Annotated in this window: 26 protein-coding genes; 4 read left to right on the forward strand and 22 right to left on the reverse strand. The window is 32.8% G+C overall.

The window, feature by feature from the left end; genetic code table 11:
• The first annotated feature begins 1 nt into the window (after nucleotide 1).
• Complete coding sequence (locus J2X17_RS02660; RefSeq protein WP_310294417.1) at nucleotides 2–1,036, forward strand: DUF2931 family protein; 1,035 nt, start codon at nucleotides 2–4, stop codon at nucleotides 1,034–1,036.
• Between the two features lie 215 nt (nucleotides 1,037–1,251).
• Here J2X17_RS02660 and J2X17_RS02665 read toward each other — a convergent pair whose 3' ends face one another.
• From J2X17_RS02665 to J2X17_RS02755, 19 genes are all read right to left on the reverse strand, one after another.
• Nucleotides 1,252–2,505, reverse strand: a complete 1,254-nt coding sequence (locus J2X17_RS02665) for a murein hydrolase activator EnvC family protein (protein WP_310294419.1) — start codon at nucleotides 2,503–2,505, stop codon at nucleotides 1,252–1,254.
• A gap of 23 nt (nucleotides 2,506–2,528) precedes the next feature.
• The gene (lolB1, locus tag J2X17_RS02670; RefSeq protein ID WP_310294421.1) at nucleotides 2,529–3,308 is read right to left on the reverse strand and encodes a lipoprotein insertase outer membrane protein LolB1; all 780 of its coding nucleotides are present in this window, start codon (nucleotides 3,306–3,308) and stop codon (nucleotides 2,529–2,531) included.
• 13 nt (nucleotides 3,309–3,321) lie between these two features.
• A complete protein-coding gene (locus J2X17_RS02675; RefSeq protein ID WP_310294684.1) occupies nucleotides 3,322–4,671 on the reverse strand; it encodes a tetratricopeptide repeat protein in 1,350 nt (449 codons plus the stop codon).
• A gap of 32 nt (nucleotides 4,672–4,703) precedes the next feature.
• Nucleotides 4,704–5,720 carry a sugar phosphate nucleotidyltransferase gene (locus J2X17_RS02680; RefSeq protein WP_310294423.1) on the reverse strand — a complete coding sequence of 339 codons (1,017 nt, stop codon included), beginning with the start codon at nucleotides 5,718–5,720 and terminating at the stop codon, nucleotides 4,704–4,706.
• Between the two features lie 85 nt (nucleotides 5,721–5,805).
• Nucleotides 5,806–6,240: a dUTP diphosphatase gene (gene dut, locus J2X17_RS02685; protein ID WP_310294426.1), complete on the reverse strand. Its 435-nt coding sequence runs from the start codon at nucleotides 6,238–6,240 to the stop codon at nucleotides 5,806–5,808.
• A gap of 28 nt (nucleotides 6,241–6,268) precedes the next feature.
• Nucleotides 6,269–7,729 (reverse strand): lipopolysaccharide biosynthesis protein, encoded by a 1,461-nt coding sequence (locus J2X17_RS02690; RefSeq protein WP_310294428.1) that lies wholly within the window; start codon nucleotides 7,727–7,729, stop codon nucleotides 6,269–6,271.
• A 94-nt stretch (nucleotides 7,730–7,823) separates the two neighbouring features.
• Nucleotides 7,824–8,270, reverse strand: a complete 447-nt coding sequence (locus tag J2X17_RS02695; protein ID WP_310294429.1) for a GNAT family N-acetyltransferase — start codon at nucleotides 8,268–8,270, stop codon at nucleotides 7,824–7,826.
• 499 nt (nucleotides 8,271–8,769) lie between these two features.
• Nucleotides 8,770–9,630: an ATP synthase F1 subunit gamma gene (gene atpG / locus J2X17_RS02700; RefSeq protein WP_310294431.1), complete on the reverse strand. Its 861-nt coding sequence runs from the start codon at nucleotides 9,628–9,630 to the stop codon at nucleotides 8,770–8,772.
• Nucleotides 9,631–9,720: 90 nt separating this feature from the next.
• A complete protein-coding gene (atpA, locus tag J2X17_RS02705; RefSeq protein WP_310294433.1) occupies nucleotides 9,721–11,298 on the reverse strand; it encodes a F0F1 ATP synthase subunit alpha in 1,578 nt (525 codons plus the stop codon).
• Between the two features lie 38 nt (nucleotides 11,299–11,336).
• A complete protein-coding gene (gene atpH, locus J2X17_RS02710; RefSeq protein WP_310294435.1) occupies nucleotides 11,337–11,870 on the reverse strand; it encodes an ATP synthase F1 subunit delta in 534 nt (177 codons plus the stop codon).
• A gap of 4 nt (nucleotides 11,871–11,874) precedes the next feature.
• A complete protein-coding gene (locus J2X17_RS02715) occupies nucleotides 11,875–12,375 on the reverse strand; it encodes a F0F1 ATP synthase subunit B (RefSeq protein ID WP_310294437.1) in 501 nt (166 codons plus the stop codon).
• Between the two features lie 90 nt (nucleotides 12,376–12,465).
• Nucleotides 12,466–12,663 carry an ATP synthase F0 subunit C gene (atpE, locus tag J2X17_RS02720; RefSeq protein ID WP_008465835.1) on the reverse strand — a complete coding sequence of 66 codons (198 nt, stop codon included), beginning with the start codon at nucleotides 12,661–12,663 and terminating at the stop codon, nucleotides 12,466–12,468.
• A 33-nt stretch (nucleotides 12,664–12,696) separates the two neighbouring features.
• On the reverse strand, nucleotides 12,697–13,872 hold the full coding sequence (atpB, locus tag J2X17_RS02725; RefSeq protein ID WP_310294444.1) for a F0F1 ATP synthase subunit A: 1,176 nt from the start codon (nucleotides 13,870–13,872) through the stop codon (nucleotides 12,697–12,699).
• 117 nt (nucleotides 13,873–13,989) lie between these two features.
• Entirely contained in the window at nucleotides 13,990–14,382 is a 393-nt protein-coding gene (locus J2X17_RS02730) for a hypothetical protein (protein ID WP_310294446.1), read from the reverse strand.
• A 58-nt stretch (nucleotides 14,383–14,440) separates the two neighbouring features.
• Nucleotides 14,441–14,668: an AtpZ/AtpI family protein gene (locus J2X17_RS02735; protein ID WP_310294448.1), complete on the reverse strand. Its 228-nt coding sequence runs from the start codon at nucleotides 14,666–14,668 to the stop codon at nucleotides 14,441–14,443.
• On the reverse strand, nucleotides 14,643–15,044 hold the full coding sequence (locus J2X17_RS02740; RefSeq protein WP_310294450.1) for a bactofilin family protein: 402 nt from the start codon (nucleotides 15,042–15,044) through the stop codon (nucleotides 14,643–14,645). The genes J2X17_RS02735 and J2X17_RS02740 overlap by 26 nt, the downstream gene beginning before the upstream one ends.
• 2 nt (nucleotides 15,045–15,046) lie before the next feature.
• Nucleotides 15,047–17,659 carry a type IX secretion system periplasmic lipoprotein PorW/SprE gene (gene porW, locus J2X17_RS02745; RefSeq protein WP_310294452.1) on the reverse strand — a complete coding sequence of 871 codons (2,613 nt, stop codon included), beginning with the start codon at nucleotides 17,657–17,659 and terminating at the stop codon, nucleotides 15,047–15,049.
• Between the two features lie 87 nt (nucleotides 17,660–17,746).
• A complete protein-coding gene (locus tag J2X17_RS02750) occupies nucleotides 17,747–18,442 on the reverse strand; it encodes an ABC transporter ATP-binding protein (protein ID WP_310294454.1) in 696 nt (231 codons plus the stop codon).
• Between the two features lie 86 nt (nucleotides 18,443–18,528).
• Nucleotides 18,529–19,989 carry a DUF5687 family protein gene (locus tag J2X17_RS02755; RefSeq protein WP_310294456.1) on the reverse strand — a complete coding sequence of 487 codons (1,461 nt, stop codon included), beginning with the start codon at nucleotides 19,987–19,989 and terminating at the stop codon, nucleotides 18,529–18,531.
• 129 nt (nucleotides 19,990–20,118) lie between these two features.
• Here J2X17_RS02755 and J2X17_RS02760 point away from each other — a divergent pair, with 129 nt between their 5' ends.
• Both J2X17_RS02760 and J2X17_RS02765 read left to right on the forward strand, forming a co-directional pair.
• Entirely contained in the window at nucleotides 20,119–21,171 is a 1,053-nt protein-coding gene (locus tag J2X17_RS02760) for a 2Fe-2S iron-sulfur cluster-binding protein (RefSeq protein ID WP_310294458.1), read from the forward strand.
• Nucleotides 21,172–21,538: 367 nt separating this feature from the next.
• Nucleotides 21,539–21,784 carry a hypothetical protein gene (locus tag J2X17_RS02765; RefSeq protein ID WP_310294461.1) on the forward strand — a complete coding sequence of 82 codons (246 nt, stop codon included), beginning with the start codon at nucleotides 21,539–21,541 and terminating at the stop codon, nucleotides 21,782–21,784.
• An 88-nt stretch (nucleotides 21,785–21,872) separates the two neighbouring features.
• Here the strand turns inward: J2X17_RS02765 and J2X17_RS02770 are convergent, their stop codons facing one another.
• Both J2X17_RS02770 and J2X17_RS02775 read right to left on the reverse strand, forming a co-directional pair.
• Nucleotides 21,873–22,880, reverse strand: a complete 1,008-nt coding sequence (locus J2X17_RS02770) for a glycosyltransferase family 9 protein (protein ID WP_310294462.1) — start codon at nucleotides 22,878–22,880, stop codon at nucleotides 21,873–21,875.
• A gap of 40 nt (nucleotides 22,881–22,920) precedes the next feature.
• Complete coding sequence (locus J2X17_RS02775) at nucleotides 22,921–23,526, reverse strand: DUF4254 domain-containing protein (protein WP_310294463.1); 606 nt, start codon at nucleotides 23,524–23,526, stop codon at nucleotides 22,921–22,923.
• 111 nt (nucleotides 23,527–23,637) lie between these two features.
• Here J2X17_RS02775 and upp point away from each other — a divergent pair, with 111 nt between their 5' ends.
• Nucleotides 23,638–24,291, forward strand: a complete 654-nt coding sequence (gene upp, locus J2X17_RS02780; protein ID WP_310294465.1) for a uracil phosphoribosyltransferase — start codon at nucleotides 23,638–23,640, stop codon at nucleotides 24,289–24,291.
• On the opposite strand, the gene J2X17_RS02785 is transcribed toward upp, so the two are convergent.
• Nucleotides 24,286–25,215 (reverse strand): DUF6427 family protein, encoded by a 930-nt coding sequence (locus tag J2X17_RS02785; RefSeq protein ID WP_310294468.1) that lies wholly within the window; start codon nucleotides 25,213–25,215, stop codon nucleotides 24,286–24,288. The genes upp and J2X17_RS02785 overlap by 6 nt on opposite strands.
• Nucleotides 25,216–25,341: the final 126 nt, after the last annotated feature.

The raw sequence follows: 25,341 nt of genomic DNA on the forward strand, positions 1-25,341 counted from the left end.
CATGAAAAATAAATTTAAACTAATTATACTATTTGCACTATTAGCCTGTAATAACAAAGAAGATATGAGTACAAAAACTGATTTTAGTTGGGGAGCCACAGTAGCCTCTGTAAAAGATTATCCTATAGAAGTCCATAAAGGTTATCTAGCCACGCAAGATAAATTTATTACAAATCTACATGGTGCCGGAATTGAAGATGATGGCTGGGGATATGACGGTACTGATATTGGAGCTGGTGGAAATATTATACCAACAATGCTGTCGCTTACATGGGTAAGTTATGCCGAGAAAAAATTCTGGAAGATCGACACAAACATAGATCAAACTACACAAAATAAAATGCTAGCCTTGTTTCGTGAAGGATTTTATAATTGGAATAGCGTAACCAATCTGCCTGAGCATGAAACGTATAATCATATTACTATTGCTGTTGTACCAGGTGGTATGGTTGTGCTTTTTATAACAGGTGCAGCACACCGTGTAGAAGTAGCAAGATACCAAGCGAAAGAAACTTATGTCGATTTAAATACTTTTCTTCCTGTACCGGGAGCTTTCAAAGACTTGGAAACTTTTTATGATATTTTTTACAAAGGCGCTGTTCCTAAATACCTTCAGCAAAAAATTTACAATTCTGGTATTCCTTATGGGATTTGGGATACGTATCGCGAAAAATACAACTGGCGTTTTCAAACTTCTTTTTATAAAGAAGACGATTCCCTTCACCACTATTCTATTATCTATATAAATGGAGAAGAAGATAATATTTATCAAGAGGTAATAGATAAAGCCTTATTCAATCATGTACCATTGCCTCTTACTATTTCTTTTTATTTTAAAATATACAATGGCGAAGCAAAATTTGATGAAGATGAAATTGTGGCCGCTTTTAAGAAAATGAAAAAAAATCATCCAGATGCAACCATTGAGATAGAAATTAGACCTGCCTTTATGTATAAAACCACAAGTTTTACTGTAAAATGTGGAGGAGAGGAAATTTTATTAGAAAAAACGATTGTAAAAATGTATAAGAATTAATGAGACAATATTATATCATAAGGATTTGTATTTTATTCCTTTTTGTTTCCTGTAATAACAAAGAAAATATGAGCAATAAAACTGATTTTAATTGGGGAACATCGGTAACCTCCGTGAAAGATTATCCTGTAGAAGTGTACAAGTTTTAGCATTATTGATTTTTATATACGAAAAAACAGATAACAAAAAGGGAGCTTCAAATAGCTCCCTTTTTGTTATCTGTTTTGCAACCATCCTTCCGGATTATTATTTGATGTATTTTGAAGAATCAAAAACTTAATGATTGTTTTTCCGGTATCTCCACTCGTTCTTACTTTTCCGATACTTTGTTTGATATTTACCTTATCTCCTTTTTCTACAAATACCTGACTTAGATTTTGGTACACGGTAAAATAATCTCCGTGCTGAATCATAACCGCTCTGTTGATTGGTGATAAAACGATTACACTCGAAACGACACCTTCAAATACTGCTCGTGCAGTTGCTCCGGCTTCTGTTGTAATCTCAACTCCAGAATTATGAACTGTTAAAGATGGATAAAGCGGGTGTGGCTGATCTCCGTAACCTAACGAAATAAATCCTTTTTCAACAGGCCAGGGTAATTTTCCTCGGTTGGCTTTAAAATCGGCAGCAAGAATTTTTCCTTCTGGTGTTAACGCAATTTTAGATGATGAAACCGGAGCAGTTGATGCTGTCGATCCTGGATTATCTTTTGCTCTTTCTGCAGCAGCTTTTCTATTTGCTTCAGCAATAGCTTCACGAATCAAACGATCGATTTGTCTGTCAATTCTTTTCGCTTCTGCTTGTTTGTTCCTGGTATCAGCAATGATTTTGTTTTTATCTTTTTTGATAGCATTCACCAATTTTTGCTGTTCTTTCTTTTCTACTTCTAAGCTTTGCTTTTCCTTTTGATTTTCAGCAATAATCTTTTTCTTAACCTGTCTTTGTCCATCTAATTTGGCATTAAAATCAACTAGTTGCGCCGTTTTAGATTGAATTTCTAAACCTTGATTTTTTCTGAAATTCGTATATTGTTTTAAATATTGTGCTCTTTTATACGCTTGTAAAAAACTTTCAGAAGATAAAATAAACATCGCTCTACTTTGTTCTGAACGGCTTTTATACGATTTCAGGATCATTTTAGCATAATCTTCTTTCAGAACTGCCAATTCTTTTTTTAGCTTATTAACCTGAACCTGATTAATATACATATCATTACTGATAAGCTTTTCTTGTTTTGCTGTTGTATTAATTAGTTTTTCTTTCAGTTTAATTTTATTAGCCTGAATTAAAAACACATTTACTGCCGATTTTTCTTTTTTCTTTACAGATTGCAACATTTTTTCGTTGTCTCTAATTTCCTGCTGAATCTGAGCTTTTCGCTGTTCAAGTTTTTCTTGCTGCGAATCTTGCGCCCACATAAATGTAGTGGCACATATAAAAATTAGGCTTAGTAGAAATTTCGGCATGTTTTTATTTTCTTTTTGCAAATTTACTTAATTATAACTTCCTTGTAACCACTCGGTACACTATATGGAAAAGAAAGTTCTTCGTTAAATGAAATATTATTATAATTTAAATTAATATCTGTCTTTCCTTTTGGCTGAATGGCATTAATTTCAATACTTGTCGGAAGTACACCCTGATCAAAAGTTTTGTTGTCAGAATATTTAATTTCTAACATTATATTTTCTTTTGTCTGTGAAATTTGTTCTTTTTGAAGCAAATATTTATCCGAATCTAAAAAGAAGCTTTTCTTAACATTCGTCTCTTTCTCCTCTTCCAGACGAATAAGATTTTCAACTATCGTTTGTGTATATTTTCCTTTTCTTAAATCGTCCAAAGCTTCACCAACCAATAAATTTTGAACTTTACTATAATCCAGTTCTGTTCCCAGCCATTTACTTAAACTTGTAAAATCACCCTCGTAATAACTGCCTTTTATTTTTTCGTAATAACTTACAGTTGTTGGCGTAATCAACGCTTTTGCCATTGTGATACCAAGAAAACGAACACTTACTAAAATCTGTTTATCCTTTTCAATTTTAATTTCTACAGAAACATTCTGACTCTGTTTTTCGTCAACATATTTAGCACTTGCTTTTATATATAATGTTTTAAAGTCTAGTTTATTATCGTAATGCTTTTGAATCGCTTTTTTGTCTTCTTTTGGCGCTTCCAGAGTTTTGTCCGTATTTTGTACTGCGACAGCTTTCGATTTACACGAAATCACAAAAACCGACATCACTATTAATGCTATATATTTTTTCATCTGAATTTAATCTTTACCTTTTCTTTTTTAATAATTCATTTGCCTTCAAAAAGTATTCCTCTTTTTTCTTTGCATCTCCTAACCCATTAGATGCCTCACCTAACTGAATATTAAAATTCGCCTCCAATGCCGTATCATCAACAACATAATCGAGCCCCATTTCTAAAACGGTTTTTGCGTTTTTAAATTGTTGTAACTGATTGTTTCCTAAACCTGCATAATAATAAAACTGAGGCTGGCTTGGATAAACTTCAATCATATTCATCGCTCGTTTAGTCATCGGCTCAAACTGTTTTGCCTGTGTATAAGCTTCAAGCAAAAGCAAATTCGTTTCGCGGTCGGTATCTGAGTTTGATTTTAAATCCTTTTCATAATACTTAATCGCATTCTCAAACTGATTTTTACTGTGATAAAATTTCCCCACTTCTTTCGCTACATCTACATTCGGATCGTTGTCAAAATAAGCAATTGCTTTTTCTAAATCCGGCGCATACTGCGGGTTTTTATTCACATAAATCAAAAACTCATTTAGCGTACGATGTTTTATTTTTGAATCGATTTTTGGGCTTGACAAAATCACATTCATCGATTTAATAGCTTTATCAGCCTGATTTGCATCTAAATACACTTTGAAAAGACTCACCTGAGCCCATTCTGAATTTGGAATTTCTTTCGCCAATTGTTTTGCAACTTCTAAAGCTTTATCCGTTTCTTCCGCTTTCGAATATAAAAAAATCAGATTTACATAATTTGATTCGTCTTTAGGATTTTGCTTAATCTGGTCAAGCAAATTAGTAATCTCAGCATTTTGATATTTTCCCTGTGATAAAATTTGCATTTTATAACGATCCCGATCTTCTGATTTTCCGAATTTATCGTTCATTTCATTAATCGTCGAAAGTGCTTTATCGTATTGATTCGTCAACATATACAACGAAATCAAATCGTCCTTATATTCTTCGTCAAACGAAATAATTTTCTGAATCGTTTCTATCGCCAAAGGATAATTTTTGGTTTCATAACTTACATCATAAATTCCCAACCAATACCATTTGTTTTTTGGATCTAACTGAGTTGCTTTTTCAAAAGAACTCTGAGCACTACTATATTGCTTTAAAGAAAAATAATTTTTTCCCAATTCAAAATAAGCAACTGCATCATTAGGTTTGAGCTTTATGCATTTCTCTAATGATACGATAGCCTTATCGTAATTTTCGATTCCTTTTTGTTTCAACGATTCATAAAAAGAGTCCTGATATTCATCGGTTGCCATAGCAATATCTTCCGGTTCAGTCTGAGCCATAACCGATGCAGCATTGCAAAGCCACGCGAAAAATAAAATTACTAAAACTCTTCTTTTCATCATTTACATAATTTCATTTTAAAATATAATTTTTATTCTAAAACAGAATAATCTCCAATGCTGATGCTTGTAAACTTACCATCATAACTAACGTGATTTCCAATCATCGCATTGTCTAAGGTAGCATTTTTTATTTGAGAATAAGTCTGCACCAAACTGTTTTTTATAACACTATCTGTTACATGACAACCTTTTCCTAAAGAAACATTTGGTCCAACTGTAGTGTTTTTCAGCACTACATTTTCTCCAATATAACAAGGCGGAATTATTACTGAATTTTCTAATGTGACACTGTAATCAACTAAATGCTCTCCATCATTATGTAAAAATCCAAGCATTCTTGAATTTGTTTCAACAGTAACATCTTTATTTCCGCAGTCCATCCATTCATCAACACTTCCGGTTTTGAAAACTTTTCCGTTGGCCATCATTGCTTTGATTCCGTCATTGATTTGATACTCTCCACCATTTTGAATATTATTATCCAAAACGCCTTGAAGTTCTTTCTTCAAATCACCAACCTCTTTAAAATAATAGATTCCGATAACTGCTAAATCACTCACGAATTCTTTTGGTTTTTCAACCAATTCTATAATTTCGTTATTAGCGTTTAATTTTACAACGCCAAATGCTTCCGGCTGATCTACTTGTTTTACCCATATTACAGCATCAGCAGCAGGATCTAATTCAAAATCAGCTCTGATTAAAGTATCTGCGTAAGCAATTACCGCTGGTCCTGATAAAGATTCTTTGGCACACATAATCGCGTGACCTGTTCCCAAAGGTAAATCCTGACGGTATATTGAGGCCTTTGCACCTAAACCTTTTGCTAAATCTTGCAGGCTCTCCACAACATCATCCCCAAAGAAGGCTTCATCACCTAAAATAAAGGCAACTTCTTCAATTGGTTCTTTTAATATTTTGGCAATATCTTCTACTAAACGATGAACGATAGATTTTCCTGCAACCGGAATTAATGGTTTAGGAACAGTTAAAGTATGTGGTCTAAGTCTTGATCCGCGACCCGCCATTGGAACGATTATTTTCATTTTTTTTATTGAAAAGATTAAAAGATTGCAAAATTAAAAGATCTCAAAAATCTTTAATTATTCAATCTTTAAATTATTAAATTTTCTATTTTACTCCCGTACTTCCAAACCCGCCTTCGCCTCTTGATGTTTCAGTTAATTCTTCCACTTCAATCCATTCAGCTCTTTCGTGTTTTGCGATAATTAATTGTGCAATTCGTTCTCCGTTTTCGATTACGAATTCCTCATTTGATAAATTTACTAAAATTACCCCTATTTCTCCTCTGTAATCAGCATCGACTGTTCCTGGTGAATTTAAAACTGTAACTCCTTTTTTTGCCGCCAAACCACTTCTTGGACGAACTTGCGCTTCGTAGCCAATTGGTAATTCAATAAAAAGTCCTGTTTTTACAATGGTTCTTTCTAATGGTTTTAGGGTTATTGACTCCGTTAAATTTGCACGTAAATCCATTCCTGCTGAAGCAATTGTTTCGTAGTTAGGTAATGCGTGCTGTGATTTATTGATAATTTGTATTTTCATTTTTTATTTTAAGGCTTAAAAAGCAGTATTATTTTCTATTCATTATTCCTTTTATAGTGTCTTTTTCGTTATGATAAACAAAATAGATGAAGCCTAAAAGTAGCGGAATTCCAACAAAATAATTTTCTCTAAATCCATAAAAAGAGATAGCCGAAAATACAATTGAAATTCCTAGATAAGCACCAATTTTATTCATATCATAAGGTATCGGGTAGTACTTATTTCCTAAAATATAAGATATTAACATCATACTTCCATACGCCGAAATAGTAGCAATTGCCGAACCGTAATAACTGTATTTTGGAATTAAAATATAATTTAAAACCAAAGTAACAATCGCTCCAACAATTGAAATATAAGCGCCTATTTTTGTTTTATCTGTTAGTTTATACCAAACCGAGAGGTTATTGTAAATTCCTAAAAAGAAGTTCGCCAGAATAATTAGCGGAACTACTTTCATAGCTTCCCAATAGGCTTTATCATGCAGTAATAAAAATTTCAAAATATCTGCAAAAACGATCACGCATAACAAAATTAAAGAGCCTAAAATGACAAAATATTTTGTGATAACGGCATAAGTCTGTGGTGCATTTTCATTTTTTGCATGGCTGAAAAAGAAAGGTTCGATACCTAATCTAAAAGCTGTTGCAAACAAAACCATAAAAAGCCCAAGTTTGTAACAGGCTGAATAAGCGCCCACTTCAGATTTAGCCAGATTTTCAGGTAATAAATACCCCAAAAGGATTTTATCAAAATGTTCATTAACCGCAAAAGCTAATCCGGCAATCAGGATTGGCAAACCGTATTTCATCATTTTCTTCCAAAGTACCGGGTCGAATTTTCTTCCTAGTGAAAGATAGTTTGGCGAAAGCACAACAAAAGTGGCCAAACTTGCCAGAAGATTTGCAATGAAAATATAAGCGATCTGAAAGTTTTCTACATATAAATTATCCCAAACTGAATTTGGGCTTGAAGCTGCAAGTTTTGGCAAATACATTAAAAAGAAAATATTCAGCAATAAGTTGATGAAAACATTTCCAATTTTAATTGCAGCATACACCATTGGTCGCTGATTCGCCCTCAGTTTAGAAAATGGCACCAAAACTAATGCGTCTAAAACTAAAATCCAAACCGAATAGGTAATGTATTGAACATCGACTTCTGCCCATGCAGCTAACGTGTTTCTAAAAATTAAAGCAACAAACAAGAAAATAATAGACGACCAAAATATCGATATTGTAGACGTGGCAATTACATTTTTCTTATCTTCTTCGGCACTGTAGAATCTAAAAAATGCTGTTTCCATTCCGTAAGAAAGTACAACATTGAAAAAAACCATCCAGGATAAAACAATCGAGACTTCTCCGTATTCTGCAGTCGGTAAAATATCCGTATATAATCTCACCAATAAAAAACTCAGCATTCGCGGTAAAACCGTAGCAAGTCCGTAAATCGCAGTTTGTTTGAATAGATTCTTATATAATCCCAAAATATATGTGTAATAAGGTTTGTAAAACAAAAATAACCATTTCTTTTGTTTAATATTGAATTTGTTGATTCAATCAGAAAACTTAGAAGCTATTTTATTGTGTTATTTTATTTTCGTCTAAAATTTTCACAAAATGAAATCCTTTCGGCCCATAGCCCTGATTATAATAAAATCGATGTGCAGAAAAATTTCCGGTAAAAGCATCCAAAACAATACTGCTGCACTCTAATCTCACTGCTTTTTCTTCAATGTGATCAGTAAGTAATTTTCCAATTCCTTTAGAACGATGATCTGGGTTTACTACAAAATTATCTATTTCAAGATACTTTCCTGTCCACAATTTTGTTGCGGACCAACAACCAGTTATTCCCAAACAAACATCGTCATCAAAAACACCAATCTGAATATAATTGTGCGGAACCATTTCTGATAGATAAGCTTCATATTTCTCAACTGAAAGGTTAGGATACAGAAATCGCATGGTGCCAATTTGAGCCACCATTTCTTCGATGGCTGTAAGTTCTTTTATTAGTAATTTCATTGGAAAAAAAATAGACTTCAAAAATACTCATTTTTTTCCATTGCCTGAAAATTACTTAAAAACTAAGCGCATGTGAAATCTATAATGATAGCATAAAAATTATGTAACGTTCAGTTAATAGTCTGTTCTTAAATTTGTTGCACAGGGATTGAGAAAAGCTAGAAATACAACCCGTATAAAAAAGAAAAGCATTGGGACTAATAAAGCTAGTTTGTTCCCACAAAAGACAAAGCAAAAGGGGATTGATTCTGCTGTATTGTAACCCTCAAAAAAACAGAGCACCGGGACCGATAAAGCTAGTTTGTTCCCATGAAAGACAAAGCACTGCAGATTACTTTCTGCCTACAATTTATAAAATGGTATTTGATTCTTGACTTTTGAATAACGTCAAGAATCACCATTTTATAACTTTCTTCTAAATTCTTACCGAACGAAAATTACATTATAAAAAAAGAGCCAACAAATATTTGTCGGCTCTTTTTTGTATGTCTAAAATAAATTATCCGTTCAAAGCTTCTGCTCCACCAACGATCTCTAAGATCTCGTTTGTAATAGCCGCCTGACGTGCTTTATTATATGTCAATTTCAATTGGTTTCTCAATTCAGTTGCGTTGTCAGTTGCTTTATGCATAGCTGTCATACGTGCTCCGTGTTCTGAAGCAAATGAATCACGAATACCTTTGTATAATTGTGTTTTCAATGATTTAGGAATCAATGTTAATACAATCTCTTCTTTTGATGGTTCGAAAATATAATCAGCAGCTGAAACTGGTACATCAGATTTAATTGGTGCTAATGGTAAAAATTGCTCTGTCTGAACAATTTGAGTTGCAGCATTTTTAAACTGATTGTAGATCAATTCGATTCTGTCATATTCTCCAGATAAGAATTTTTGAGTCAAATTATCAGCAATTGCAGCAACATTCTCAAAAGTCAAATGATCAAAAATTGCATTATGATGACCGTGAACTGTGTGAGTTTTACATAAAGCATCATTTCCTTTTTTACCTATAGGAAAAACATCTACTTGTTTTCCAGCATAAAAAGCAGAACGATTTTTAACTTCTTTAATAATATTTGAATTGAATGCGCCACATAAACCTCTGTTAGAAGTTATAGCCACAAGCAATACCTTTTTAACTTCACGTTGTGTTGTATAATCTCCTCCAACTTCACCATCAAGTGTAGCAGAAAGATTTTGCAACAACTCCGTTAATTTCTCGGCATAAGGGCGCATCGCAGTGATTGCATCTTGTGCTTTCTTAAGCTTTGCAGCAGAAACCATTTTCATAGCCGATGTAATCTGCATCGTCGATGAAACGGAAGTAATTCTATTACGGATTTCCTTTAAATTTGCCATCTTTTCTAATTAGAAAATTTGATAATTAGTCAATTAGATAATTGGGGAATCTTAAGATATCTCCAATTATCTAATTATCTAATCGTCTTATTAGTTATATTTTGCTGAAATTTCTTTTGCTGCTTTTTCGATAACATCAGTAATATTGTCATCTAACTTACCAGCTTTCAACGCATTAAGCGTATCTTTATGTTTGCTGTTTAAGTAAGCTAAGAAATCAGCTTCAAATTCTTTTACTTTATTTACTGGAACACTTTTCAATAAGTTTTTAGAACCAGCGTAAATAATAGCTACTTGATTTTCCACAGGATAAGGGTCGTTCAAACCTTGTTTCAAGATTTCAACATTTCTTTTTCCTTTTTCAATTACATTTAAAGTAACTGAATCAAGGTCAGAACCAAATTTAGCGAAAGCTTCTAATTCACGGAATTGAGCCTGGTCTAATTTTAAAGTTCCAGAAACTTTTTTCATTGATTTAATTTGAGCATTACCCCCAACACGAGATACAGAGATACCTACGTTGATCGCAGGACGAACTCCAGAGTTGAACAAATCTCCATCAAGGAAAATCTGACCATCTGTAATCGAAATTACGTTTGTTGGGATATATGCAGAAACGTCACCAGCCTGAGTTTCGATAATTGGTAAAGCAGTTAATGAACCACCACCTTTTACGATAGACTTGATAGAATCTGGTAAATCGTTCATGTTTTTAGCAATTCCATCATCAGCAATTACTTTACAAGCACGCTCTAATAAACGAGAGTGTAAGTAGAAAACGTCTCCAGGATAAGCCTCACGTCCCGGTGGTCTTCTTAATAAAAGAGAAACCTCACGGTAAGCAACAGCTTGTTTAGATAAATCATCATACACAATAAGTGCAGGACGACCTGAATCTCTAAAGTACTCTCCAATTGCAGCACCTGCGAAAGGAGCATAAACTTGCATTGGAGCTGGATCAGAAGCATTAGCTGCAACAATAACTGTATAAGCCATTGCACCTTTTTCTTCTAACATTTTAGCGATTCCTGCTACAGTTGATGCTTTTTGCCCAATTGCAACATATATACAGAATACAGGTTTTCCTGCATCGTAAAATTCTTTTTGATTTAAGATTGTATCGATACAAACAGTTGATTTACCTGTTTGACGGTCACCAATAACAAGCTCACGTTGTCCACGACCAACCGGGATCATAGCATCTACCGCTTTCACTCCTGTTTGTAATGGCTCAGTAACTGGCTGACGGAAGATAACTCCAGGAGCTTTTCTTTCTAAAGGCATTTCGTATAAGTCTCCCCCAATTGGTCCTTTTCCATCAATTGGAAAACCAAGAGTGTTTACTACACGTCCTACCATTTGCTCACCTACTTTAAGAGAAGCGATACGTTGTGTTCTTTTTGCTGTTGATCCTTCTTTGATTCCTGTTGATGGACCTAAAAGTACCACACCAACATTGTCTTCTTCAAGGTTCAATACAATAGCTTCAAGTCCGTTTTCAAATTCAACTAACTCACCATATTGTACATTCGATAGCCCGTAAATACGAGCAATACCATCTCCAACTTGAAGTACCGTTCCTACTTCCTCTAGCGTAGCACCAGATTCAAAACCTTCTACTTGCTTTCTTAATATTGCTGAAATTTCAGCAGGTTTGATTTCCGCCATCTTAATTTATAATTTAGACACTTTTATGTGTAATAAAACTAATTACTTAACTCTCTTTTTAATACTTGTAATCTGTTTGCAACAGAAGCGTTGTATTGTTGATCACCTATTGTTAAAATAAATCCTCCAATGATTGATGGATCTACTATATTTTCAATTGTTATTTTCTTATCTGATAAAGTAGCCACTTTTGCCAAAACTTTAGCTTCTAAAGCTGCATCCATTGGAATAGCTGTTGTAACTTTCGCTACTTCAACACCATTGCTTTCGTCAAATAATCTTTTATATTCTAATGCAATTCCTTCTAAAATTTCGAATCTTTTGTTTTCGAATAATAAATGAAATAAACCTTTAGTTACACCATTTACATCTGTAAAAACTTCTAAAAGAGCACTTTCTTTAACTTCAACTTTTGTAGTTGGGTTTTGGATAAAGGTACTCAATTCCAAATTGCTTTCAATTGTAGAAGCAATTGATTTCATATCGTTGTTTACAGCTTCGGCAACACCTTTAGAGTTTGCTAAGTCTAGAATTGCTTTTGCATAACGAATTGCTGCTCTTGTACTTGCCATAATCTTAGTTTAACTTTACGTCACCTAACATTTTCTCTACTAATTTAGTTTGAGATTCTTTGTTAGATAATTCTTCTTTCAATAATTTTTCAGCAATGCTTAATGATAAAGTTGAAACTTGTAATTTCAATTCAGCCATAGCAGCATTTTTTTCACTTTCGATTGCTGCTTTAGCCTGCTCGATCATTTTTAGACCTTGCTCTTGTGCTTCGTTTTTAGAATCAGCAATCATTTTCTCTTTCATTTCACGAGCTTCTTTCAACATCGCGTCACGTTCTGCACGAGCTTCATTCAAAATTCTTTGATTGTCAGCTTGTAGGTTTTCCATTTCTCTCTTTGCATTTTCAGCAGAAAGTAATGCATCCTTAATACCCTCTTCTCTTGCAGTGATAGATTCCATAATTGGTTTCCATGCGAATTTTACTAAAAGTAAAATCAAAACCAACAAGATTAAAGCTTGCCAAAAGAATAAACCGAATGAAAAATCGTTAATTAACTTATCCATTTTATAACTATATTAAAATATTTAATTTCTTTGTTTAAAAGTAACAACACCTTTAACCAACCGTTAAAGATGTTGTTATTTTTCTCTTTATTATTTTCCTAAGATTAAAGCAGCAAATGCTAAACCTTCTAATAAAGCCGCGATAATAATCATCGCAGTTTGAATTTTACCAGCAGCTTCTGGCTGACGAGCAATCGCGTCCATAGCAGATCCACCGATTTTACCTAAACCTAAACCTGCACCGATTACTACTAAACCTGCACCTACTAAAGTTGGAATTGTTCCCATAACTATTTATATATATAAAATTAAACTTCTAAATTAGATAATTGCTGTTTCATCTTCGTGGTGGTGCGCATGATCATGATCCTGAACTGCCATACCAATAAACAATGATGATAACATTGTAAAAATGAAAGCCTGTAAAAATGCAACTAAAACTTCGATAACCGAAATAAATAATGTTAATCCTAAAGAGATTGGCAAATCTGCAGCTAAATTTTTACCCACAAAAATCATCGCGATCAAACTCATGATTACTACGTGACCCGCAGTGATGTTTGCATACAAACGAATTAATAAAGCGAATGGTTTTGTTAACGTACCAAGGATCTCAATTGGAGCTAAGATAATTTTCATTGGAACTGGAACTCCCGGCATCCAGAAGATGTGCCCCCAATAATCTTTGTTTGCACTAAATTGTGTAATGATAAATGTAAAGGCTGCCAAACAAACTGTAATAGCAATGTTTCCTGTAACGTTAATTCCTAGTGGAGTCATACCTAAAAGATTTAACAACCATATAAAGAAAAATACAGTTAAAAGATAACCCATATATTTTCTGTATTTTTTCTCGCCAATATTTGGAACAGCGATTTCATCTCTGATAAAAATAATAAGTGGCTCTAATATTCTACCAAATCCAGTTGGGATTGGTCCTTTTTTATATGACTTGGCTAATCCAGTAAACATTAAAAATAATAATACTGAAACGAAAAGCATTGACACTACATTTTTTGTAATAGAAAAATCTAATGGCTTTTCATTTTCAGGATGTCCTTCCTCATTAAAATTAATTGTTCCGGCTGCATCTGTTTTATAGATTTTACCGTGAACCAATTTGTAAAAGTTTCCGTCAACTTCTGCAACTGCTTCACCATGGTGTAATTTTGAAGAGGAGAAAATTTTCAAACCTCCGTCGATAAGAATTACTGGTAATGGGAAACCATAGTGTTTGTTTTCCTTCTCATCAGAAAAGAAAACAAAATCATGAGAATCCTGTAAGTGATGATCAATAAAAGCATCCACTTTTGCTTTTGGATCAAGAGCTACATGCTCTCCTTCCGCAGGGGCATCGTGTGAAATTACTTTCTCTTCATGAGCTACCTCAGTTTGTACATGAGTTGAATCGTTCTCTGAATTTGCAAAACTCATTACTGGAGAACAAGCAACTAAAGCTGCAAGAATAAATTTGAGTGGTTTGTTTGAAATCACCATATTGTTGAAAATCTTATTTTTTACGTTTCTAAAATTTGGTGCAAAGGTACATTTTTTATTAATATTCAAAAGGATATGAAAAATTATTTTTGAACCTTGTTTTACAGAATCCTTATTTTAACGCTTTTCGTTTAATAATCGGACAGTTAAAAGCGTTTCAAATAACAAAAACAAAATAAATGTTATAAAAAAATTCACTTTTTCAACCATACCCTCTCCAGACTTGTTTTCTAAAATTGGCCTTAAAATTAAATATGCTATTAACATTTGCGTGAAGGTTCCGAATAAGAAAGCCATCCCGACGATTTCAAAATTCTTCTTTTTTACTATTAATAATATAAGGTATAACAATGCGGATATTCCGAAAAACACTAAATACAAAAATTCTATACTGTAATAAAAGTTCTGGGGATTAACTTCTAAAACTAAAAAAGCTGCTTTGTGCAAAATATAAACAGCCAAAGCAAATATGAATAATTGTAAAAAGGGTTTGTAATTTTTTAAAAGCATTTGAAATAATTTTTATGCAAAGATGCAACTTTTATTTAAAGCTGTTTAAAACATAAACTTACTTCGTTTTATTGATTTCGTTAACCTGACGAATTACATTGTATAAAGCCAGACCAACACCAACCATTACAAAAATGGTATTATAATAAACTTTTGGACTGGGATGGTTCTCATCCAGCCAAGTACCAAAATAGGAAAACAAAAAAATAATGATCCCCATCTGAACAGGAATATTAATAAGCGGCATCCACTTATTTCTTCTATTTTTGTTCGGCTCCTTTTCCATTTTTTAAAGTTACATCTTTTGTGTTTGCAAGCATGGTGCAAGTTGCGGTAAATTCTGCTCCAGGTTCTATAGACAATTTTCCAACAGCTATTTCTCCATGAATATGTGCTGTGGCTTTTATATTAAGGACTTCTAAGACTTTTAATTTTCCTTGAAATTCGCCTTCAATATCAGCATTGTGGCAAATAATTTCGCCTTTCACTATTCCTGAGGGACCAATAACCAGTTTTCCCTGCGAAGTAAAGTTTCCAATCAGTTCCCCATCCAGTCTAAAATCGGCTTTAGAAACAATATCACCTATAATAGAGGTGCCTTCAACAATTCTGTTGGTTTTTCCTAAAAGTTCTGTGCCGTTATTTTTGACTTTTTCAAACATGATTATGGATTTTTAGGCGCTAAATAGGCTTCCAGATTTTTTTTAATTTGAATCACTTTATAATTATCACTTGATATAATAATTGCCGGATGCGTGATTTTATACTTTTTATCGTCTCTTAAAACTCCTGAAACATCTTTAGCATAAGCCTCCGATTTTACTCCATGAATAACTACAAAACTTTCTGTTTTATTGTACTTATCAAATGAAGTTGTCAGTTTTTCGAAGTTCTCAACTTCTAAAAATTTCTTGATCGCGTCTTCAATTTGTTTGGCTGTTTTTGTGTCTTCTTTTGGAATCGCATAAATGATTTTCCAGTTTTTACCGTCAACTGAAGTAAAGTCAAGCTTTTCTAATGCCGGAATTTGTTTTTCTAAAATTTCACGTGCATTTTTTCCTTCTTCACTATTAGGATAATTATCTGCAACAGATTCCAAGCCTTTTTTATAGGCCGCCAAACCATTTACTTTTCCTAATGTATTTGCTTTCAACAATTCATATTTAGAAACTATTTCGTCACCAGAATATTGATTAATTAAATTATCAATATTGTCTAAAACCACATCAAATTGCTCCTGCTCGTACAATTTATACCACTTCTGATATTCTTTTTCCGGCGAAGCCAAATCACCACCATTGGTATTGCTTAAAATTTGAGCATATCTCGACGTTGGATAATTTGAAGTAATATCAGACTTTATTTTTTCTGCTTTTGCAGGATCTGTAATTTGATATATTTTATACAAATTATACATTGTTGGCAAAACCAATTTTTCCTCAGGATTATTTTTTAATAATTGTTCAAGTTTATCACTTGCCAAATTATACTCCTTAAATTTTTCTTTATAAATAAGTCCTAACTGATAGTACGCAAAATTACGCTCTTTACCAATACTGTCCATAGCAACCTGAGTTGTCGGGAGCTGTTTTTCGTAGAACTCTGTGGTATATTTTTCAATAACAACAGAATTTTGTAATGCGTTTAGAGAATCCTGACGAATACTTAGTGAATCTTTTATTGCCGGATTAATAATGTTTTTTGAAGCACTAAGGCGCCAATTACCCCCTATAACCCGGGTACCCCACATTTTTCTGAATTGTACTTTTCCATAGGCAACTGTTGTTGGATTATAGAAATAAAAAGTACTCGCCTGATCATTTCCAGATGGAGGATTAATTCCACCAACTCCTGGCAAATCATTTGGCTGTGCCTGTGGATTTACTGCCGTTGGATTATTACTGGCTTTTGAGTTACGCTCTATATTTTCCAGTTGCTCTTGTTCTTTTTCTTCTAAAATACGTTTTGCATCATCCTTCTTCTTCAGTTCCGCAATGTAAATTTCAAAATATAATTTTCTTTCCGCTTCTGGCAAACCGTGAACCATAATAATACTGTCATTGCGTTTTGCAATTCCTTCGTATTTAATTACATTATCAAGATTTTTTCGGTTTTTTTCTATAAAAGCAAATTCCCTGCTTTTTGGATCTAATTTTACCAGGGTGCTATCATAATATTTGGCAGCCATTGTGTAATCTGCATTTTTAAAATACATATTTCCAATATTTCTGTAAGTTGAAGCAACCAAATAAGGGTCTTTGGATTTTCTGGCTAATGATCTGTTATAAAATTCCAATGCATTTTCCTGCTCTTTATAATGGTCGAAAAAGACCCCCATTTCATAAAAAAGAATATCGTAATAAGGTCTGTTTTCACGATCATCTACTAATCTGTTGTAGGTGTCGATAAACATATTCTGATCATCATTTTCATAATCAAACATCTGCGCTTTTTTGGCGTAAGCATGCATCATGTATTTTCGATCTGCCTTACGGTTCATGTCGATAACACCATTATAAAAATAAATGGCACTGTCTCTTTTTCCTGCTTCCTGATACATTTGTCCCAGAATAAAACGATACCTGGCTTTGTCTTCGTTTATTTTCGAATAATCTTCAGCAATTTTAAGTTTTGTAACTGCGCTGTCTCTTTGTTCTAAATTTAAAAATGCCGCTGCCAAAAGAGCATTAGCATCTGAAAATGTTTGTTTGTCCAGATCTGTGTTCTTCAATAACAGATTTATGTTTTTTACAACAATAGCATCATTTCCTAAGCGCATATTGGTTTTTTCACGCCAGATTTTGGCGGTATAAATATTACTGCTATTTGGATATTTGTATAAGATATAATTGAATGCTTCAAGAGCCGGAATAAAACGCTGATCGTAGTAACGGGCTTTTCCAAGCATTAAATAAGCTTCGTCAATTTGGGAGTTTTTTTCTCTTCCTCCAATATTCATGGAGTGTTTCTGAATCGCCTTTGTAGCTTTTGTTTCTGCCAATTCAAAGTCGGGGTTTTTTGCTTTTTCTTCTCCTGAATAGTTTTCGTCAACCTGCATTTTTTCAATTGGCAATATTTTCCAAAAATTATCCTGATCATTAGCATAAATAGATTTTAAGCCTTTATCAAGACCAATGCCGCCATTATACAAAATGTTATATTTTGTACTTAAGGCATGGGAATTTCTGGACACAAAAGTATTTTTTTTGGTAGAACAGGCTATCAAAAAGAATAAAAAAACGAACGGGAAACAATATTTTAGAGTATTCTTATTCAATAGAAATGAGTTTAAACCATTAACTTACAAAAAGGCCTTTTAGTATAATGACTTGTAAAAATACGCTTCTTTTTGAAATATATAAACTTATACGGCAAAAAACGATTCTAACTCCTGAAGAGTCTCCGTTGATGTCTGAATGTCTTTTACTATTTCTCCTTTATTCAGTGCTACAATTCGGTCACAAACTTCTACCGTATGCTGCAAATCATGGCTTGAAACCAGAACTGTCACATTTGGATTTTCTGCTAAATCTTTAATGATTTTTTTTAATCGACTAACGGTTGTCGGATCTAAATTAGCAAAAGGTTCATCTAAAATTACTACTTCCGGATTTCCAATAAGTGTGGCGATGATGCCCACTTTCTTTTGATTTCCTTTAGATAAATCACGCAAGTACTTTTTGTTGTTCAGAATTTCTCCATTAAAAAATTCTTCATGCTGCGCCAATAAGGCATCAATATCGGCTTTGTTTTGATGACGTAAATCACCAATAAAATAGAAATATTCTTCGGGAGTTAAATATCCGATCAAAAAACTTTCATCTAAAAAAGAACCTGTAAACGATTTCCACTTTTCATTGGTGTTTACCTGAATATTATTGCTTGTAATATGTCCTGTTGATGGCTGAATCAAATCTAATAATAAGCTGAAAAAAGTTGTTTTTCCTGCTCCGTTATTGCCCACTAATCCAAAACTTTGTCCTTTTGGAATTTCAAGATTATTGATGTTTAAAACTGTTGTGCCGTTATATTTTTTTGAAAGTTGATTTACTTGTATCATGGTAATTTTAGATTTTAGATTGTTGATTTTAGATTAAGTCAATTGATAAAAATTATCTTATTATCAAATTGGCATATTTTCTAATTTTAATTTTTCTGTTTGTAAGCACTTATTGTACTGTATTTTTCAAGCTTATATCTTTTTTCAATTAATGAAAAAACAGCATTTCTAAATACAAAACCTAAAACTCCTGCTCCGGCAACCAACAATAATCCCAGAGTTTTATCTCCTAAATAAAGTCCGATACCGTAGAGCGCCAAAGGCAATAATAATTTTGGCAAAGTCAATAACATTGCGCTTACATTGAATGCCTTTTTATCGCCAAAAGCCCCTCCAGCATTGCTTAAATCGATTGGGGTTTTGGTAAATGCGCCACCCAAAAGCACTAAATGTGAATTCACACCGATATTATAAATTGCTCCAACAACAATTGTCAGATAAACTTCCCAACCATAAAGAAGATAAAACGATGCTAAAATAGTCGACACAAATGTTGCAATTACAACTAGCCACCATTTTGAGGTAATGTAGCCGCGATACGGAATGTTTTGTGTCATCATCAATTGGTAATATGAACTGTCCCAGCTTGGTACAAATTGTCCGAAGACAAATAAAAATCCGCCCGAAACAAATATTCCTGCAAAAATATGCATCACAGCAGGCTGGTGTGCGTTTCCAAAAAAGATCAATCCGTAAAACAAAAAGAGAACACTCATGACAATGGTTGTTTTTGATCTTTTGTTTCTTTTGATCAATTTAATATCATTTTTAAGAAATGTTCCTAAAGTTCCAAATTGGTTTAACCATGAAAGATTTTCGGTTGTCGCAATATCTTCTTTTTTAGAAAGTCCTGCATCCAGAAACAAATTATTTTTAAAGTATTTAAAGGTAAACAGATACAATCCGATCAACACCAAAACCGGAATTAAAAATAATCCCTTTTTATCATAAAGTCCTTCAAAAAAAGGCGTTGTAAAAATCGTAATGTCAAACAATTTATAATATTGTGCAGCTCCTAAAGCCAATGCAATTCCAATAAAAACAACAAATAATTTATCGATATTACTCAAAATGATATTCAGAAAATTATTGATATAAACCAATGAAAAAATAGCTAAAAGCCAAGAAATAATTCCAAGTACGTCATAGCCTTCTATCGCCAATACAATCGAAAACGGCAAAAAGAAAAGAGCATGTACCCAATTAAAAAATGACAAAGCCGTTTTGCCTAATGAGAAATGAACAATAGTCGGTTTTTTGAATGGCAAGACTAACAGCGGCTTGATATTTAATACCGGAATTGCCTGCATCAGCAATCGAACCACCAAATCAAACAAAAAGTAATAAATCAAAAATTTATTAATGGTTATCAGAGGTTCCAAATTCATATCTTTTAGAATATAAAATGCTCCTACTCCTGTTCCAATAAAAATTATTGAAAAGTAAATCATTAGAAAACCAATTAAAATTTTCATTGCAAGATTAGCACCAAACGATGCAGATCTTGTAAAGGCTTTCCATTCGAGATAAATAAACTTTTTAATCATGGTTAATTGGTTTTGAGTTATGTAGTAAGAGATCAAATGTAAGAAAATGTTACAAAAAAAGTTAAAAAAAATAATTTAGTGTCTGTCGTTTAACTGCCGTTTGCTACTTTTGCATAAAATTTTAATATCATGCCTTCATTTTTAAAACTCATAATTAAAGAGGTAAAACGCGAAACTGCTGACGCTGTTTCTGTCCTTTTTAATGTTCCAGAAGAACTAAAATTAGATTATAAATTTATAGCAGGTCAATACATAAATTTAAAATTAACACTTGATAATCAAGAGATTCGTCGTGCTTACTCTCTTTGCTCAGCACCCGAAAGCGGAGAATTAAGAATTGCTGTGAAAGCGGTTAAAAATGGTTTATTCTCTCAATTTGCAAATACAAAACTTAAAGCTGGTGATGTCCTTGAAGTAGGTCATCCAGAAGGAAAATTTACTTTTGAACCGGATGCTGAAAGACAAAAAAATTATGCTGCTTTTGTAGCAGGGAGCGGAATTACTCCTGTTCTTTCTATCATAAAATCAGTTTTAAAAAGCGAACCAAAAAGTTCATTTGTATTGGTTTACGGAAATAAAACTCCTGAAGAAACTATTTTTTACCAGGAATTACACGATTTACAATTACAATATGTAGGACGTTTTTTCGTACATTATGTGTTTAGTCAGGCTAAAGCTGAAAACGCTTTGTTTGGAAGAATCGAAAAATCGGCCGTTAATTTTGTCTTGAACAACAAACACAAAGAACTTCAATTTGATAAGTTTTTCTTGTGCGGTCCGGAAGAAATGATCAATACTGTTTCTGGAATTTTGAAGGAAAAAAACGTGAAAGAATCAGCGATTAAGTTTGAGCTTTTCACTTCATCATCTCAGGAACATGAAATAAAAACTTCGTTAGAAGGGCATACAAAAATCACTGTATTAGTAGATGATGATGAAGTTTCTTTCGAAATGTCTCAAAAACAAACTATTCTTGACGCAGCTCTAAAACAAGGCATTGACGCTCCATATTCTTGCCAGGGCGGTATTTGCAGCAGCTGTTTAGCGCGTGTAACTTCAGGAAGTGCAGAAATGACCAAAAATTCTATTTTAACGGATAAGGAAATTGCTTCAGGATTGATTTTAACTTGTCAGGCGCACCCAACTTCAGAGTCGATTTATATTGATTTTGATGATGTATAGAGGTTAAATTCCAAAAAAATATAAAATTCCAAATTCCAATATTTTACAATTGGCATTTGGAATTTTTTTTATGAAATATTTCTTTATAAAAAACGCAAAATAAATAATAGGCAAATAAATATGCAACTTTGTGAGGATGTTTTAAAAAAAGTGCCAAAAATTTACTATATTAGTATTGTAATTAAATTGTCAACACTTTTAAAAAATAAATATTATGGCAATGCATCACTATCTTCGTCTAACTTTTATATTACTTTTTGTAATAACATCTTGTTTTTGTGTCTATTTTATAATTAAAAAAAGAAGAAGCAGAAAGAGTCCTAAGCTAATTTCAAAAGAAAAATACTACACATCAATGATCGGAGAAATGAAAGAAATATCAATCTCTAAGGATAGTTTCTTCAATATTTGGCCCTATATAAGTGAATTAAAAGCAGCCAAAATTTTATCGGATAAAGTTAAAGAATCAGAATTGATACATAAAGTTTACCGAAATTCAACCGAGAATTTTGAACACATTTTACTAGCTACTGAAAAAGAAAATCATTTTGTAAAAATTGTTGTTGATAGAAACAAAAAGAAACCAATGGGATTTCTTTTTCTTGAATTATAATAAAATTAAATTCCAATAAAAAATTCCAAATCCCAACTTTACAATTGGAATTTGGAATTTTTTTATTTAGACAGTTTTGGAATTTTTCCTATAAATACGACTGAATACTGTTAACTATTTTTTCGGGAGAAATTGTTCTCATAGCCTCTTCATAACCCTCCACAATCTTATTTCCATAAACGGAAGTGGGTAGTTTTGGATATTGATTTCTGTCTGAAGTTAAGGCGTTTTCTAAACTTTGATTAAACGGTAAAAATCCTGCGTACGGATGTGTTGCACCCCAAAGTGTTACGACTTTTACGCCTAACATTGCGGCAATATGCGCGTTTCCTGAATCCATCGAAAGCATGACATCGAGATTGCTAATTAAGTGTAATTCTTGTTGGAATTTTATTTTTCCAGCCATATTAATTACGTTTTTAAAAGGTTTTGAAAGCGAATCCAATACTTCAATCTCCTTCTTTCCTCCACCAAAAAGCAAAATTTTATTGTTTGGGTTTTGTGCCAAAGCTTCGATAACTTCCTGCATCAAATCGATTGGATACACTTTAGAATCATATTGAGCAAAAGGTGCAATTCCGATTAATTTTTGATTCTGATCTCCAATAATTTCTAAAATAGCTGAATCTAATTTTGCGTTATCAGGAAATATCGGATGCGATAAATCTAAAGGAAAACCAAGTTCTGCGAACACTTTGGCGTGTCTTTCGAACATTGTTGGCAATTGCTTGAAAATTTTATTTTCAGGTCTTGTTAATTCTTTTTTTCCGTCTCTTCCTTTATCAACTGTAGCTCTTTTTTTTCCGCTGAAAGCGAAAAGCTGACTCACAATTTTTGATCTTAAAACATTATGCAAATCGGCAAAAGCATCAATTTTGAATTTTTTTACGTCTTTGTATAATCGTAAAAGCCCTGGGAAACCTTTGTGTCTTTCTTTTTCATCAAAAGCAAAAAATTCAAGATTTGGGATTCCATCAAAAAAAGGTTTAAAAAAAGGACGCGAAATAACCGTCAATTTTACCTCTGGATATTGTTTTACAAATGCGCGCAAAACAGGAACCGTCATGGCGACATCTCCCATTGCGGATAGTCTCATGACGGCTATATGCTTAATTTTATTGGACAATTCTGCCAAATTATTTTTTGTTTTGATATAAAACCGGATTTAATTCATCGTCATTGTACATTTTCATTTGTTTGTACACTTTCATGAATTTATCTCCATTTTCAATGTCTGTCAATAAATCTTCAATTGCTGTAGATAAATCGCTTCTTTGCTCTAAAAGAACATTTAGTTTCTCCTGACATTTATCTCTATGCTCTTGCGAAGCCTCTGCACGAGTTGCTTCTTCCTGCATATGATAAATTTTTAATGCTAAAATAGATAATCTGTCAAAAGCCCATGCAGGACTTTCAGAGTTTATTTTTGCATCATTTTTTGGTTGTACAGTACTATATTTCTGTAAAAAGTAACTGTCAATATATTCCACCATATCCGTACGCTCCTGATTTGAAGCATCAATTCTTCTTTTTAAAGTCAAAGCTGCTACCGGATCAATTTGTGGATCACGAATAATATCTTCAAAATGCCATTGAACAGTGTCAATCCAGTTTTTTAGATATAATAAATGTTCAAATTTATCTTTTGGATAAGGATTATTTATGGGTTGATCAACATTATCAAATTGGTGATAATCTTTGATGCTTTGTTCGAAAACAGAATACGCTAATTTTGAAAACATGTCTTTAATTATTAGAGAGACAAAGATACTTTTTATACTTTTATAGTGTGAAAAAAACGGTTGTTTTTTCATTTTAGTATCGCAAATCTTTGATAATTCTAAAAAATCCATATGAAAATTCATTATATCTCTGAAAATAACAGCGTTTTAAATCATTTCTTAGGTCAAATCAGAAATATAAATGTTCAGAACGACAGTATGCGTTTTCGAAGAAATATCGAAAGAATTGGTGAAATTATGGCTTACGAATTAAGTAAGAATCTTTCGTATAAAAGTGTTGAAATTCAAACACCGCTTGGCATTAAAAAAACCACTGAAATAGAAAGTGATTTAGTTTTGTGTTCGATTTTACGAGCTGGATTACCACTTCATAACGGTTTTCTAAACTACTTTGATGCTGCTGAAAACAGCTTTGTTTCGGCTTGCAGATATCACCCAAATAACGATCATGAATTTGAAATTAGAGTTGAATATCAAGCTCTTTCGGACCTAAATGATAAAACGGTCTTACTTCTGGATCCAATGTTGGCAACAGGTCAATCAATAGTTGCTGTGCATGAAAAATTAGTTCAGAATGCTACTCCAAAAGAAATTCATATTGTTGTGGTCATTGCTGCTCCAGAAGGCGTGGCACATCTCGAAAAAAATCTTCCTGACAATTGTCACTTATGGGTTGCGGCTTTAGATGAGAAATTAAACGAGAAAAATTACATTGTTCCCGGACTTGGTGATGCTGGAGACCTTGCCTACGGAAGCAAATTATAATTGAGCAAAAAAGGTAAATAAACTGCAGCAAATCAGAACATAAAATACAATTTCGTTATTCAGTTTTTGTTGTACATATTCAACGTGACTTGATGCCATAATTGTTAAAGGCGTAATGCTAAACAGCAGTAAATCATTGCTTTTGTCAGGAGAAATAACATATACCACAGCCGCAATAAAGAAACAAGCCACAACTTTTTTATACGAAGTATGTACAATTTGAGGTCTGTTTGATAGGGTTGTAATCATAGAAACGACAAAAAATAAAGCGACCGCAACATATATTGAAAGGGCTCCATTCTCGTAATTATTCTTAAAATAATCAATTCTAAAATCAACCACGGCTCGTTTGTCGAAAAACTCAAAAGCATTAAAATGAAATACCAAAGACACTAATAAAAAGATCAAAGCAACTGCCAAAAGTGCTATAAAAGGCAAAACCCAGTTTCTATAATCGCGCGAAACGTGGAAAATTATTGATATAAAAACCAATATCAGGAAAAGAATACACCAAAATTGAAATAAAGAGGCTACTAAAATCCAGAAAGAAGCATCAAATATTTTTTCTTTGGAAGCTTTTAATGATTGCAATGAAATTAGTCTGCGAAGCGCCAACAATAGAAAAAAGTTAGCATATATAACATTTGAATTATTGAATATTGTGGGAAAAAATAAAATAAACAATAAGTAGAAAAATATCGTATATCCGTTGTCTTTACTAAGGCCGTTCTTTTTAACGATGAAATTTATGAGAAAAAAAGAAGCCAAAATAAAACACAGTAAACTCAGTTTTTGGAATCCCAAAAAATAAGAACTTATCCAAGATGGTTCTTGAATTTGAAACAGAAAAAAGAAAACCAGTATTAAAATTACGACCAAAGAATAATTTAATGGCGTAGATTTTTTAAAAACACTTGTTATCATAAGGATATTTTATACTTTTGTGATTGTAAATATAATACTTGTTTAAAAAGGAAAACCCAACAAGTTGAAAAAAGATTCTATTATCTGAATTTTGTCTTCAATGCGTTACAAAACAATAAATAACAT

This window comes from Flavobacterium aquidurense, from assembly GCF_031458035.1.
In the GTDB taxonomy this organism is placed as follows: Bacteria; Bacteroidota; Bacteroidia; order Flavobacteriales; family Flavobacteriaceae; genus Flavobacterium; species Flavobacterium aquidurense_C.